Origin of the sequence: Paenibacillus sp. UNC217MF (assembly GCF_000686865.1) — a bacterium.
GTDB classification, from domain to species: domain Bacteria; phylum Bacillota; class Bacilli; order Paenibacillales; family Paenibacillaceae; genus Paenibacillus_B; species Paenibacillus_B suaedae.
This window is the reverse complement of record NZ_JMLT01000010.1, coordinates 252,816-267,876: the sequence shown is the minus strand read 5'-3', so window position 1 is coordinate 267,876 and position 15,061 is coordinate 252,816. Positions and strand designations below refer to the sequence as shown.

The following is a 15,061-nucleotide window of genomic DNA, read 5'->3' as shown; positions in this document are numbered from 1 at the left end:
TTTTACTATTTAAATGGATAAACCTTTTTCGTTCTCTTGATCAGATTCCCTCTGGCATCGTATTCGAATTGAATTTCATCACCTGTATAGAGTGTTATTTTGCTTAATGTGTTATTTCCATAGTTGTATTGGTAAGTTGTTTTAGGCAGCAAGTACAAGGATGCTGCAACAAGAACAACATCTAGCCCTTTGCCTTTCTCTTCTTCCAAAGTCAAATAGTAGACTTGATTAATTGTCAGTTCATATTCTAGTACTGTGTAGTCTTCCCCGTGCACTTGCTTTACTTCTTTGGAGGCCTTAATTGGTTTCGTCAGTGACTCATCTGCATATAGTGTGATGACAGGCTGCAGCTCAAATGGTTCTTTTTCTTTCGTCACAAACCGAACCACTCCGGTACGTAACGCTTTATACTTGTAGTAGCCGGTTTGATTTAGCTGTTTAATCACCGTTTTCTGTACGTTATTTAGTAATTCCTCAAATACGACATCCCCTCTAGAAATCGTAAAGGCTCGATATGGCGCTCCGAACTTGACTGGTGAATTGGAAGTCACTGTAATCCGAACATTGCCTCCACCAGGAACTTCTGCACTCGTTTCTGCTTGAGTGCCTTGCTTATGAATGCTTCCATCTGCCTTATAAGCAACATAATCATAGAATTTCGCATTCGCCTTCGATGCATCGGTTACGACGTGAGCTGTCGAATACGTCTTGTTCTGGAACATGACTTGCTGATTCAACTCGAGCACTCTCTTAAGCAGAGCTGGTTCTCTGCTCGGAGTCGCGATAATCTTGTCATTCTCCTTGAAGAGAACAGGAAGTTCGGAGGTCCCTGTAATCACAACCGTGCCACCAGCAGGTATAGTCACATTGCCTACATGCTCCAATTGAGCGCTTAGTGGAATATTTTGAACATCATATACTGCGTAATCATAGTGACGACCTACATCTGACGGTGCCAAATTTTCAAGCAATACGGACTGGTTGTGTTGGTTTACGAGTACGTAGCTCTCATCTTTGTTTACTTTGAACGATTTCCCTGGCGTAACAGTTTCTCCTCCTTGGAAGGAAGTATATACACCAGCGAAGGTAATCGACTCGGCACTTACAGTTGTAACCACTACGTTGCATCCTGCAGGAATACTTAATGTACCGACATATCGATCACTCATTTTCTGAATATGACCGTCAGGTCCCGTTAGAATATAAGCGTATTCATACTGCAGTCCTCCCGGGAGAGAAAATAACGTTTCCGTAGAGTCGCTTATATTTGTAAAAGAATAACTATTCCCTTTTGCTACTAAAGCACGGAGCATAGCAGGATGAGCTGACTTTTCAACAGAGATGCCGTCATTGTACCGAAGTACCACAGGTGCAGATGATGTGACGGTTACAATCATTTTTCCAGATACCGATGTTGTGAAGCTACTTGTTGAGTCCGGCGTTTTACTCGCCACTTTTCCCATTGCATCGTATACTACTGTATCTATTGACCCATGTTCAGAAGTGACATCTTTTCTGATAACCATTCCTGATGGACCCTTATTTAAGAATGCGTAAGATTCATTCTTATTTATCGTAATTTGTTGATACGTGCCGCTAGCGTTTTCTTGACCCTTAAACACCGTGTAAATTCCGATAAAGGTTACAGGTGCCTCAGACACTGTCGTCACTACGATTCGATCGCCCGCTGCAACTGATTGGCTGTAAGAGGTGCTTAATCCACTACTGCTTTCAGTACCATCTGCACGATAAATAACATAATCAAATTTTCCACTCGTAGAGATGGTTGCATCATTATTCAGCGTTCTTGTTTTCGTGCTTACATTCGTGAATTCATAGCTTTTCCCTTGCGTAAGTGTGACACGCAGATGAGATGGATCGGAACTTTGCTGAATAGTAATAGTATCGGCGTACTCAAAAGTAATTGGCTCGAGAGACTGAGAAGTCACAATCGCATAGCCTCCCGCCGGGATATACGTTGCAACTTTCGAATTAATCCCATTGCCGTGAATGTTCCCGTCTGCTTCATATACAACATAATCAAATGACCCTTTTACCTTAGGGGCATCATTTCGAACAGATTGCATTCGTGAACCATTATTATGAAATACATAGGATTCACCTTGATTCACCGTAATGCGCTGGATTGCCTCACCTGGGTTCTCCTGCTCAGCGAATATGCGATATGGGCCACCAAACGTGATAGGTATATCCGTTACATTGGTAACTATGATTGTATGGCCTGCAGGCACATTCGGTTTACTATATGAATTTTTCCCTCTCGACCGTTCGGTTCCATCTGGATAGTAAATGACATAATCAAATCTTCCTCCAGAATAGGTAGAGTCACTGCGTAGATAGGCTGGGCCCTCGCTTCTGTTCGTGAACTCATGAGTCTGCCCTTGTGTTAATGTTGCACGAACATAAGCTGGTTCTCCGGTATATTCCATTGAAAAATCATCCGTATATTCAAAGGTTACTGGTATGTCCGTTTGAACCGTGACAATTGTCGATGCTCCTGATGATATACCCGGCTGCTTCTTGGAGTTCATCTCATCATATAGACGCGCTCCATCCGCTCTGTAAGTTACATAATCAAATGTTCCTCCAAGCTTAACCGCATCATTATGCAGTGAGTGGCTCTTGCTACTATTATTTGAAATGATATAGGACTCACCTCGGCTTACTGTGATACGATGAATTGCTTCATCAGAATCGCTGCCCTCGAACGCTCGATAAGGTGCGCCTATCGTAGTAGGGTTATCGCTAACTAATGTTATAACGATCTTATAGCCCGATTGAACACTCGGCTCACTGCTGCTGTTCGATCTATGGGTGTGTTCTGTTCCGTCCGGCTTATAAATTACATAATCAAATCGGTGTTTGCTTGGATTTTCAAATTGAATGATTTCCGTTTTCGTACTTAGATTGGTCAGTTCATAGCTTTCACCAGGGTTCAAATCAATGCGTAAATAAGCAGGCTCATCACTCACTTCTCCATCTGCGATTCGGTAAGGAAATCCTATCGTCACAGGGTTCGAAGTTACTCCTGTAATAATTAACTCCTCGTCATTAGAAATCTGTGGTTTGCCTACAGAGTAGTAGGCCCCACTAACCCTCTTGCCATCAGCATTGTACACAGAATAGTCATAGCGCCGCTCTTGACTTGAAGATACGTTGCTCGCGATTGATTTTGACCCGTTCGGGCCAACATTAAGGAGGCGGTAGCTTTCCCCTTTCTGTAGGGTAAATCTTAATAAAGCAGGTTCAGATGTTATGGAGTAAGTAGCATCGTCGCGAATCTTCACCGTCATCGGATTAGATTCAGTTGGTATACTGATAACTACTGTCTCATCCGTATCAAAATTTATGACTCCCGTACGATCCATGCCCTTCCGCTTGGCATCACCCTTTTTTCCATATACAACATAATCATAAAAGATGCCTTTGGATTGACTTGCATCTGTATAAATCGTACGAGTAGTCGATGAGACATCAAACGAGAATTCATACGACTCTCCTGGATTGATAACGAATTCCGTATACTCTGCGGCCATCATCACCCTATCTCCGTATACATTTTCTGTAACAGGTATAGTTGGAACATCAGATTCAATATCTTCCGGCAATGGAGCATTAACCTCTTCCTCCTCTAGGTCAAGCGCTAACACTTGTCCCGTTCCCGGAATACTTATCGCTATAGCGATAGCAAGAACACACTTTATTAGCTTCTTATAAATCATCTTATTCTCCTTTTCATTCAAATTCTAGAATTTAACATTCACTATTCTTTAACAGTTCCATAATAAGGAATATTAATAGGGGAAAAGTCCCTTTTTTAATCCCTAAAATCAGGAATATCATCTACTATTTTAGATCAAAAGACCGATGTATCTTCTTTCATCTGCACAAAAAAACTCGCCTCCAGCAAGGAAGCGAGTTTTTTAATTATTTCAACAGTCTATCTGTTATTTCGGTTCAAGCTTCGACATGAGCGTCTTCATCTCATCAATCGGACGATTGGCATCGTATGGGTATCGGTTCAGCACTTCGAGCATTAATTTGTACCATTTCCCCTTGTTGCCGATCTTCGCCAGCATATCATCCATGGTAGCGATCAACTGCTTGTATTCAGGAATTTGCCCTGGTGAATATACCTCAAACTCGTAGAAAGAGTTGCCGAAGACGGTTGCCCGCTGGATGCCTTGGAACTTCACATAGCGAGCTGACGTCGTGTTAAATTCGAGAATGTCCATTTTACCCTTGGACTCAATGACTCCGCCTTCACCGGAAATATTTCTCCAGTTCGTCTTGTCATCAGATACAAGAAGCTGATACTTCTCCGCATAGGCGCCTTCCCACTTGATAATTACCTTATTGATATCCTTGACCTCTCCCAAGTCTACAAGGAACCAAGCATCATCCACATACTTGCTGGCCCAGCGAGTAGACGGATTGCCATCTACGGCCTTGTCGGAGGAATAGTATGGGAACTCTGGCTCCGAGGATTCCGTAGCCTTGTGCAGAGCCAGATTTTCCGTGCTGAGCAGCTCGATTGCTTTGTTGTAGATGACCACATTATCCAACATGCCCTTAAATGCGTTCGTCTCGCTTCCAATGCGAAGCGTCGGCAAGACAAGCGTATTCATCTTTGGATATTGCATTTCCAAACGTTCCACATACTCATCAATATTGACGAACAGGGATACACCCTTGTCATCGCCCTTCAGCAAGATATGGGTCCACTTGTCTTCCGGAACGACATAATTGAACGTGCTGTTATAATGCTCCTTGCTAAATCCGAGCTTTCCTGTGTTGCCCTGCTTCAATTTCATCGTACCAACAGGCGATTCCATCAAGACAGCGTCATCTGGATTATCCTTGTCCGGCTTGATCCACATGGACGCGGTCCAACCGAACCCAATCGCATCAACTGGCGTCTCGATGTAGCTCTTGCCGCCGTTGAAATGCGCCCCCTGTTCATATTTTCCTTCCGTTATATCCACATTGACTGCCTTGCCATCAAATCCATTGCCCGAGCCATCCTTAAATCCCTTCTCGAACATGTACTGCATAACGAGATTGTCTGGATTGTTTACTGTAATTTTGTGGGAACGATCGGCATTCGGCGCATCACCGATCACCTTTGTACGATTGTTAAATTGCGCAAAGGATTTATCATCGCGCGTTCCCGTCCACAGCTTCTCTGCCACGACCTGTATGCCAGGCAGCAATCGGATATGCGCATCGTCCATTGACAAGCCATTCGCTTCAGATACGTCATTCCACATGGAGAACATGCCGCCCTTCACGCGCGGATGGCCAAGTGGCAGCGATGTGTTCTCCCACTTGTTCGGCTCCCACTCATCGTACAGGAATTGCGAATTCAAGTAGTTTCCGTATAGGGTAGGCACAATGTACATGTATACATTCTGCGAGTTGATGACATCATAGCCGAGATCCACCGCCTGCTGTGGCGCACCGTATGGCTCATACCAGATGTCCATCGTTGCGTCATTGCTAATCGGCGTCGTTCCGGTATATTGGGTCAAGCCTCCCCACATGTGCGGGTGCTTGCCTTTGCTGTTAATATGCTTCACGAGTGTATCCATGTACCAACGGTAGCGCTCGATATCCGGACCCCAATATTCATCCGTGCCAATATGCACTTCTGGCCCGACGAATGTTGGGTCACTTCCATCTATATACTCATTGAATAAGTTCTTGATGAATTCCACGGTTTCCGGCTTAGAAATGTCCAAATGGGAATCGTCTCCAAGCGCCGGGTTGTAGGTCGTGAATGCGCGAGAATGTCCGGGTGTGTCGATTTCCGGGATGATATTAATGCCATAGTCCATGCCCATGAGCTGCAAATCCTTGAATTCTTGCTTCGTATAATGCCCACTGGCACTAGCAAGTCCAGGATACGTCGTGCTTTCTAAGCGGTATGCTGCACGTGTGCCATCTGCGAATGGCTCCCCGACGTCATCATTCAAGTGAATTTGGAACATGTTCATCTTGTACCATGACAACAGCTTCACATAATCGCGAAGGAAATCAACCGTGAAGAATTTGCGGGCTACGTCGATCATGAGTCCACGCTTCTCATACTTCGGATAATCCCTTGCTTCACCTCGTGGAATCGTCAAGTCCTTATTCTGCTTAATGATTTGGAGCGCTGTTCTCGTTCCGAAGAAAGCTCCCTTAGCTGAAGAAGAGGTAATGGATACATACTCCCCTACCTTGAATACGTTTCCTTCATCGCCAAGCCATGATAAAGAAGGATCAATCGACAGATACAAATCCCCAGATTTCGGCGTCCCAGAGACTACCGCAAGCTGGTATCCCGTCAGATCCAATACATCTGCGCTAGTCAGCTCTGCCGCCTTACGGAGCAAAGACTCATCCTTTGGATTGACTACAATTCGCGAAGATTTCTTTAACTGGAAATTGCCCGAATCCCCGTACCATTCGCGCAGAGAAGGGATTACTTCCGGCTCGGAATTGCGATCCGATGTCTGCTTATGCAAGCCTGGAACGATTACGGGGATACTTCCTGACAGCAGCTTCCGGTCTGGATTATTCTGATCCTCCACCTGAATCATCAGATTCACCTTGGCGTCTACTAGTGGTGTACGGATGTTGCCTTCACGGTCGATGACAGGAACCCTGTCGCTACCAAATACACTGACGCTGTAGCCTTCCGGCACTCCTGCAGTGGACCAATCGAGCTTCGTCTGTCCGGCTTGCACCGTGAGCGCTGCCGTCACCTTGTCAATGACAGATTGCAAGTCATTCAATTGATACACCTCAAATTCAAAAAAGGAATAGCCATACAGTACTCCATCGACAGGAGCACGCTTCACACCTTGGAACTTCACATAACGAGCTTCGAGGGAAGGGAAATCAACCGTCTCCACACCGCCCTTACATTGGATGGAACCATCGTTGTCCTTCACATTCGTCCAATTCTGAGCGTCATCCGATACGAGGATCTTGTATGTATCGGCCGGCGTTTGCCAACGGATTACGACACGATCGAATGCTTTTTTCTCTCCGAGATCTACATAGAACCATTGATCATCTTCCTTCGCCGAAGACCATCTTGTATTCCCTTTTCCGTCTACAGCCAGCTCAGGCCCCAAATAATCTACTTCATTACCGGAGGAAAAGGCTGGCTTATGCAGAGCTAGATTCGTTCCGCTAAATGTAGCAGCCGCGAGGAGACGAGCAGCTTCCTCATTGGAGTCTCCAATCGGATTCGGAAGGATATTGCCGTCCTTGTCATACACGACATCTGTAACGCTCGGCGGAGTCCCATCACCCTTATCTGGTTTAGATAGGACTGAGCCTTCATCTTGATGCTCCACCTTTACATTCTCCTGCCCGTTTGGTTGAGCGTACGCCTTAGGCTGTACTACTGTAAGCGTCGAGGTCATAACAACCATCAAACTGAGCAGCATCGAAACCGCTTTCAAATACATAGATCTCTTCATTATTTCCCTCCATCTCATCTAGTTATCGGATAGCATAGTCCCTCCTTCTTCCTCCCTCCAATCTCATCTGCGCTCAATTTCGCAAACGCTTTCTTTTTCTTTCCTCTCTATCATATTACAAAAAAATGCAACTAGAAAGGAGGAACTTTCCAATTGCATTTCTTTTTTTGAATTTCTACTCCGGTATGAATCATTTTGCTCGCTGCTGTGATGCATGAATCGCTTGAGCAAATCGCGCTATTCCTAACCCAATTTCATCCTCATGCGGCCTTGCATACGTAAACCGGACATACCCAGGTTCTGAACCGTAGACCGTACCAGGATTATAGAGAACCCCTCGCTTTATGCTTTCCTCTAGCAATTTTGCATCAGGAATCGATGTTTTTACTTTGCACCATAAGTGCAGACCTCCTTGTGGAAGGGAATATGCCACCTCCCCTGGAAGTTCGCGCTGCAGCGCATCGATAAGCAAGTTCCGTTTCTTGAGGAGTTCCTGCCGCAGCCGTACCAAATGGCGGTCAAAATAAGTTTCCGACAGCAAACGTGCGGCGATCCGCTGTGGCAGCACACTCATTCCGAAGTCGATTTGCTGTCGTTCAGCAGCAAGCCGCGTGATAACAGACTGCGGGGCAACCATCCATCCGATCCGCAGGCCTGACGCTACAACTTTGGATAATGAGCCAATATAAATGACGGTATTGTTTGTATCAATCGATTTCAGTGTCGGCGGCGGATTGCCTGTGAAGGACGTCAAGCTGAACGGATCATCCTCTACAATGGGAATGCCTAGGTTGCCGCAAATCTCAAGCAATTGTTCCCGTCTAGAGGGGTCAAGCACACGGCCCGTTGGATTATGGTAATTCGGATTCACGAATATCATCCGTATGTTGTGCTCCCGATACAAGGACAATATCCCTTCCGGACATACCCCCTTCTCGTCTACAGGCAGCCGAAACAAGCGCAAGCCCGCCGAGTGAAACATAGGCAGAGAATAATAGTAGGAAGGATCCTCGATCGCGATCGCATCCCCAGGCTGAAGCAATCGGCGAGTTATTAAATAGAGCGATTGATGAGACCCTGATGTAACGAGAATCGATGATGCTGTCGTTCGAATGCCGCGATATTGATGTAAAGAAGTGGACAGAACCTCCCGCAGCGGCACATAGCCCTGAGGATCGTCATAGCTCATGTCCTCATGCAGCAGATGCTCGCTCAGAAGCATCCTCATCTCTTCATTTGGCGACAAATCGGGTGACAGTTCTCCGCTGGCAAAGTCTATACAGTTGCTGTCCGAATCCAGTGCGGAACGAATCAATTCGGCGTATACCGGATCAGGCTGGACTAGCTTGCAGCTATCTAAATATTGATGCCAATCTGGCGTTTGTTGAGAGTCTGCCCCCCACTTCGACTTGCTTACTCGAGTACCACTACCGACCATGCTTTCGATAATGCCTGCAGCACGCAGCTCTTCATAAGCTTGAACGATTGTGCTTCGATTTACATGTATTTGCTCGGCAAATTTGCGTTCCGATGGAAGGACGCTTCCCGGAGAAAATTCACCGTTATAAATGCTGCGCTCGATATATGCGGCAATCTGCTGATATAGTGGTTGATTGCTGGAACGATCCGGTTGCCACATGGAAATACACCTCTTGCTTTCTTGATCTGTGATTTTTATCACATATAAATAAGTATATCATTGCTCTTCATGATCTCGTACTGACCCTTTTCATCGAAACGTTGTCAACTCTGTGTCAGTCTCTTGAACATGGATGACCCCGCCCTGTTGAAATGGATGGCGACATCCCATCCAGTCTGCTCTAAGATAATGCTGAACGTGAGAACTTCACTTGACTGGCTGCCAGTGCCATATGACAAGAGTATGTACGATGTGTGCAATGATGTGTGCTGCGATGTACGTACAGCCTCGTCAAGCTCATAACCTAACGCTTTTCTTAACGACTGAATCTTAACGAGTGTCACACTAACAGCACCACATAACGTGAAGACATTCACATTATTCGAATCTCACAGACCTTTTTCTTGTTGCACAACAATCACATTTTCATCACAAGGAGGCCTCTATGGATCAGGTCATTCTCGCGCGAATCCAATTCGCATCAACAACTTTATTCCACTACATCTTCGTCCCCATGACGATTGGACTGGCGTTTTTAATCGCCGTATTAGAGACGCTCTATGTCGTCAAGGGCAAGGAGATTTATAAGCAAGCTGCCTTGTTCTGGAGCAAATTATTTCTGATTAACTTCGCAGTTGGCGTCGTCACCGGCATTTTGCAGGAGTTTCAGTTCGGGATGAACTGGTCGAATTATTCCCGCTTCGTCGGTGATGTGTTCGGGCCATCGCTTGCCATCGAAGGTCTGCTCGCCTTCTTTATGGAATCCACCTTCATCGGCTTATGGGTGTTCGGCTGGGAGCGCTTATCGAAGCGCGTTCATCTCGCTTGCATCTGGATCGTCTCGATCGGTACCGTGTTGTCCGCGTTCTGGATCTTGACCGCCAACTCGTTCATGCATGCGCCTGTCGGATATGAATTCAACAATGGACGGGCAGAGATGAGCGACTTCTTCGCACTTATTACGAATCCGCAATTGTGGCTGCAATTTCCGCATACGCTGTTCGCCGCATTCGCAACCGGCGCCTTCTTCATGTCAGGCGTCAGCGCTTGGAAACTGCTGCGTGGACACAATCCGGACATGTTCCGCCGTTCGTTCCGCGTCTCGATTACCGTTGCCTTGATTTCGTCCGTCATCGTTGCCTACATTGGGCATGCACAGGCGCAGCATCTGCTCACTTCTCAGCCGATGAAGATGGCAGCGGCCGAGGCGCTCTGGGATACGAGTGAGGATCCGGCACCGTTCACGTTATTTGCCACAATCGATACGGAAAAGAAAGAGAACTCTTTCAAAATCCAAGTTCCATATATGCTCAGTCTGCTATCGTACAACAAGCTTAGCGGCAGTGTAGAAGGGATGAATCAGATTCAAGCACGCTATGAACAGAAGTACGGGCCCGGCAATTATATTCCATCGGTCAAGATGACGTTCTGGAGCTTCCGCATGATGGTTGCCGCAGGAGGGCTCATGTGCCTTGTCGGCATTTACGGCCTGATATTATCCCGCAAGAAGAAGCTGGAGCAGCGCCCATGGTTCTTGAAGCTGATGGTTGGCATGATCGCCTTTCCGTTCCTCGCCAATTCGGCGGGATGGCTTATGGCCGAGATGGGTCGTCAGCCGTGGGTTGTGTTCGGAGTTATGCGTACAGAGGACGCCATATCGCCGACAGTTACGGCGGAAGAACTTCTCTTCTCGCTCATTGCGTTCACGACCATTTATGCGGTACTCGCCATTATCGACGCTGTTCTCTTCGTCAAGGTGATACGTAAAGATGAGCAGATGGAAGAACCGGGGGAAGAAGATATGAAGAATTACGATCCATTTGATAAGGAGGTAAGGCATGCTATCGCTAAATGAGTTATGGTTCATGCTCGTCGCCGTGCTGTTCGTCGGCTTCTTCTTCCTTGAAGGATTTGACTTCGGCGTAGGCATGGTCGCCAGGTTCCTCGGGAAGACGGATCATGAGCGCCGCATCATTATCAACACAATCGGTCCTTATTGGGATGCGAACGAGGTATGGTTAATTACGGCCGGGGGGGCTATGTTCGCTGCCTTTCCGGAATGGTATGCGACGATGTTCAGCGGTTTCTATATCCCGTTCGTCGTGCTGCTGCTGGCGCTTATCGCGCGCGGTGTCGCGTTCGAGTTCAGGGGCAAGATGGATTATGGCGCTTGGAGGAAAGCGTGGGATGCCGCGATTTTCATTGGTAGTCTGCTGCCTCCTTTCCTATTCGGTGTCGTATTCGCCAATATCATTCGCGGTGTGCCGATTGACGGGAACAAAGAAATGGTCGGGAGTGTGTTTGACCTGCTGAACGGATATTCCCTCGCTGGCGGTGTGGCCGTAGTCATGATATGCATTCTGCACGGACTCGTCTTCATTACGCTGCGAACCACCGGCAACCTGCGGGAGCGGGCACGGAAGGCAGCTCGCGATGTCAGCCCGGCAGTTGTCATCGTCCTGCTGCTGTTCGCCATGATGACATATGTCAGCACTGATATTTATACGGTTCATGGCAGAGGTTGGCTTATCCTGCCGCTGTTAGCTGGGGGCGTATTGCTCTTGGCCATGTCATTCATTAAGCGTGAGCGGGATGGACTGGCGTTCGCCATGACAGGGGCCGTTATCATTCTATCGGCCGTGAGCATGTTCATCGGCTTGTTCCCACGAGTGATGGTCAGCTCGATCAGCCCTGAGTTCAATCTGACGATTATGAATGCGGCTTCCGGCGCTTACTCGCTGAAGGTGATGACATATATCTCGCTGACGATTCTGCCGTTCGTGCTCGGATATCAAATTTGGAGCTACTACGTCTTCCGCAAGCGGATCGATGATAAGGAGCATCTGGAGTATTAATAGGATTCTCGAATCAATACGCAAAATAATGAGTATTTCACCAATTACTATAAGCTTGCTATGCTCGAACCGTTACCTGAAAAAGGAAGGGTTAGAGTGAACTCGCGAAAGCTTGGTACAAGCGGATTATCTGTGAGCGAGATTGCTTTTGGGAATTGGATAACTCACGGCGCCCAAGTGGACGTTCATGCAGCCCAGGCTTGTGTACATGCTGCGCTGGAAGCTGGGATCACTACATTCGACACCGCAGATGTGTACTCAGATACACGGGCAGAAGCAGTGCTTAGACTCTCACGCTTTGATTCCATAACGTTCACGCAATGTATGGATAACCTCGTGCACTTGCTCTGGCTCTGGGAGCCACAATCCTGAGGACGCTTGTTCGAGACAACGCTCGGACTGGCGTTCTCGGATCACTTGCTTGACAGATTCAATAAATACGTGAGCCGCCCCGCCGCCAACAGTGCTGCCGAGCGAAGCCAGTTCTTCCAGACTGCCTGTCTTATCTTCGGTCACAACAGGATGATCCGGTTGCACCTCACCCAACGCAGCACGCTCATAGAAGGAGCGGACGAGCTCGGCGCTCTCCTTGCCCGAACCCCCGCAGATGACGAATGCCTGCACGACAAAGGCATGAGCTTGACGCCGCTGTGCAATGCCGCAAAACTTGATGCCGCCAATGCTGAGATCAAAATCGCCAGGGCAGTATGCGCCATCGATTTCACCCTTGTCGATCGTGTAGCCCGTGTTCTGCAGTGCAAGCTTGATCAACTGATACATGCGCTCATAGTCCGATCGGAAGCATTTGTCGCCCATCCCTTCCTTCGGCAAGATCAGGGAAATGTTCACAACGCCCAAATCAAGTGGTACGGCCGCCCCGCCCGTGCTGCGGACAGCCGTCGAGTAGCCAAGCGACTCTAGCCATTGCTGCGCCTCTGCCGCATGCGGCAATCTGCTGTCACGCAGTCCCATCACGAAGCCCCGCGGATGACGCCACAGGTGACATACAGCGGGCCCTCCCTTGCCAGTATGTCTGCACAGCAGCTCGTCCAATGCAAAAGGATACAGAATATCAGACTCCTCCAGATGCTGCGTGCGATCCAGCACGAGGATATTGTCTAGTCCCTCTCCCATATGAAATGAAGCCGTACATTCCGCCATTTCCGCATCCCCCTTATCGATCATAAAAACCTACCGAACCTTTATACTCATCGGATTCCTAGAGTACGGATCAACAACACTATGCGTCATCTTGACCAACCATTCGGAATTACCGGGCTAATTCTGAATCTATCCAATCTATAGGTATCTTAACATGGATGAGTTCGTTACGGAAAATAAGAGATTCATCGCTAATGCCCCTGACTTTTGCACCTTTGCTAGACTCGTAAAAAATCCCTCCAAAGGATGGGTGACGCCCGTATGGTATTTGAACGAAGAGCGCCATGCCCGCCAAAGCAATGGGCGTTTTTTCGTTTCTCTAGCATTGCCTAGGAATCTCGTAAATTTCATAGAAAAAGCCCCAAATAGGACTTTTCCTTGTTTAGTTTCTTATCTGGAGATTCTGTACGTCATCGTACATACTTCCGTAAATCCATACGAATACAGTCTTACAAACCGATATGCCGGTTGCACTTGCAGGGTCAGATTCAATCTCAACCCGAGACTTGCCGTCTGGCGCTGTATAGTCCGAAGAGAATTTACGGTACATAATGGTTTTGCCTGTAACTGCGTTTTTATGGGAGGTAACCGAGAGCTCGAATGTATCTTGTTTTCAGTTGCCGCCCGTCTTCTCCAGTGTAACAGTCGTTACATGCTTGTTATTGCTATCGTAGATACGCGCTGCGGCCGTCTGTGCGCCCTTATATTGCTTGTTACTATGATAGATACATTCATAGCATCTCCTTTGGTCTGCACAACAACGGGGATTGTACTTTTTTTTAATTCCCCTCGAAGAAGTTATGAAACTTTCGAATATTGCGAGATTTAGATAAAAATGGTATATTGGTAATATATTACTTGGTTTATTTTGTATCAACTTCATCAATTATCACTAATTTGTAAGTGTTATCATTTTTGAAGTGTTCATAAGTTACAAGATAAGTTTTACCTACAACTAAAAGATTTTGAGTATTAAAAGTATCAAGAATTAATTTAAATGATTCTGCTTTAGCATCTAATGGGTTTTTCACAATAGCCCATGGCTCATTACTGTTAGTTTTAGTTCCTTTTTCAATAATTTCAATAAAAGATGTAGTGTGAGCTGGTGAACTGTAATTTCTAAACAGGAAAAATAAAACGGCAACTATTAATGCTCCAGTTAAAATCAACTGTAAGGACTTTTTCTTATTCATCAAGTTTGTTCTCTCCTTTCAGTTATTTTATACAAAGGAATCAACTTCATAATTGTTTTGAATTAGGTTAATTGAATATACAAGAATAATATCGCGATTGCTGTTCCAGACGGCTGGGAAGTTCAGTCTGGAAAATATGCGTGTGCAACTCAAACATATGATTACACAATTGCCAATGGATGGCAATGGACAGCTCCGGATAGTTCAACATGTAATAATGGACAACCAGTTCAGTATCACATGTATGGGGCAGCCTGGGAATTTAATAGCACAAAAGTTGCAGTACCTGGTTTTAAATTCAAAGGCACTTCCAAACTTACAATGAAAAAGAAGAATAGTACAGCGATAAACCGTGTCGTAGGAGCATATAATGAAGCAAAGAGTAATATTTTTGGAAGTTATAGCGTAACTATAGCATTTGGTCCAGCATCTGTTTCTTTCAGTCCAAATTCCGGTTCTAATAGCTACCAACAAATCGACCTTACTTGGTGATTAGGCCAAGTTCATTTCTTGATACGGCTACGCTATGTTATCGGCAAAGACAGAATTACGGCTACTGACGATTCGGAGCCGTAATTGCAGGAAGCCCAAGGGTGGAAATCCCCGGGCTTCTTTGCGATCTGCAGTACATTTGTATTACTTCATCCCGAAACCAAAAGAGTGCATACCCTCATACACTACATTGTGAAAAAATCGGTTTCGGGTATAACGCCATTA

At 46.4% G+C, this 15,061-nt stretch carries 7 protein-coding genes and 1 pseudogene; 3 read left to right on the top strand and 5 right to left on the bottom strand.

The window, feature by feature from the left end; all coding sequences use genetic code 11:
- Positions 1-5 precede the first annotated feature (5 nt).
- From BP95_RS0108450 to pdxR, 3 genes are all read right to left on the bottom strand, one after another.
- On the bottom strand, positions 6-3,743 hold the full coding sequence (locus BP95_RS0108450; protein WP_028531898.1) for a hypothetical protein: 3,738 nt from the start codon (positions 3,741-3,743) through the stop codon (positions 6-8).
- 225 nt (positions 3,744-3,968) lie between these two features.
- Positions 3,969-7,496 (bottom strand): discoidin domain-containing protein, encoded by a 3,528-nt coding sequence (locus BP95_RS0108445; RefSeq protein WP_028531897.1) that lies wholly within the window; start codon positions 7,494-7,496, stop codon positions 3,969-3,971.
- Between the two features lie 190 nt (positions 7,497-7,686).
- Entirely contained in the window at positions 7,687-9,135 is a 1,449-nt protein-coding gene (gene pdxR / locus BP95_RS0108440; RefSeq protein WP_021253963.1) for a MocR-like pyridoxine biosynthesis transcription factor PdxR, read from the bottom strand.
- Between the two features lie 445 nt (positions 9,136-9,580).
- Here pdxR and BP95_RS0108435 point away from each other — a divergent pair, with 445 nt between their 5' ends.
- The 3 genes and pseudogenes from BP95_RS0108435 to BP95_RS32300 form a co-directional block, all read left to right on the top strand.
- Complete coding sequence (locus BP95_RS0108435; RefSeq protein ID WP_021253964.1) at positions 9,581-10,990, top strand: cytochrome ubiquinol oxidase subunit I; 1,410 nt, start codon at positions 9,581-9,583, stop codon at positions 10,988-10,990.
- Positions 10,974-11,990, top strand: a complete 1,017-nt coding sequence (gene cydB, locus BP95_RS0108430) for a cytochrome d ubiquinol oxidase subunit II (protein WP_028531896.1) — start codon at positions 10,974-10,976, stop codon at positions 11,988-11,990. Before BP95_RS0108435 ends, cydB begins: the two co-directional genes overlap by 17 nt.
- A gap of 96 nt (positions 11,991-12,086) precedes the next feature.
- Positions 12,087-12,275: pseudogene (locus BP95_RS32300) on the top strand (aldo/keto reductase); the annotation flags it as partial.
- Positions 12,276-12,281: 6 nt separating this feature from the next.
- On the opposite strand, the gene BP95_RS0108425 reads toward BP95_RS32300, so the two are convergent.
- Both BP95_RS0108425 and BP95_RS0108420 read right to left on the bottom strand, forming a co-directional pair.
- Positions 12,282-13,151 carry a lipoate--protein ligase family protein gene (locus BP95_RS0108425; protein WP_028531895.1) on the bottom strand — a complete coding sequence of 290 codons (870 nt, stop codon included), beginning with the start codon at positions 13,149-13,151 and terminating at the stop codon, positions 12,282-12,284.
- Positions 13,152-14,014: 863 nt separating this feature from the next.
- Positions 14,015-14,344 (bottom strand): hypothetical protein, encoded by a 330-nt coding sequence (locus BP95_RS0108420; RefSeq protein WP_028531894.1) that lies wholly within the window; start codon positions 14,342-14,344, stop codon positions 14,015-14,017.
- Between the last annotated feature and the right edge of the window lie 717 nt (positions 14,345-15,061).

Excerpts from the sequence above, each read along its gene's own strand:
- BP95_RS0108450 (WP_028531898.1), bottom strand. The coding sequence starts at position 3,743 with ATGATTTATAAGAAGCTAATAAAGTGTGTTCTTGCTATCGCTATAGCG.
- BP95_RS0108445 (WP_028531897.1), bottom strand. The coding sequence starts at position 7,496 with ATGAAGAGATCTATGTATTTGAAAGCGGTTTCGATGCTGCTCAGTTTG.
- pdxR (WP_021253963.1), bottom strand. The coding sequence starts at position 9,135 with ATGTGGCAACCGGATCGTTCCAGCAATCAACCACTATATCAGCAGATT.
- BP95_RS0108435 (WP_021253964.1), top strand. The coding sequence starts at position 9,581 with ATGGATCAGGTCATTCTCGCGCGAATCCAATTCGCATCAACAACTTTA.
- cydB (WP_028531896.1), top strand. The coding sequence starts at position 10,974 with ATGCTATCGCTAAATGAGTTATGGTTCATGCTCGTCGCCGTGCTGTTC.
- BP95_RS0108425 (WP_028531895.1), bottom strand. The coding sequence starts at position 13,151 with ATGGCGGAATGTACGGCTTCATTTCATATGGGAGAGGGACTAGACAAT.
- BP95_RS0108420 (WP_028531894.1), bottom strand. The coding sequence starts at position 14,344 with ATGAATAAGAAAAAGTCCTTACAGTTGATTTTAACTGGAGCATTAATA.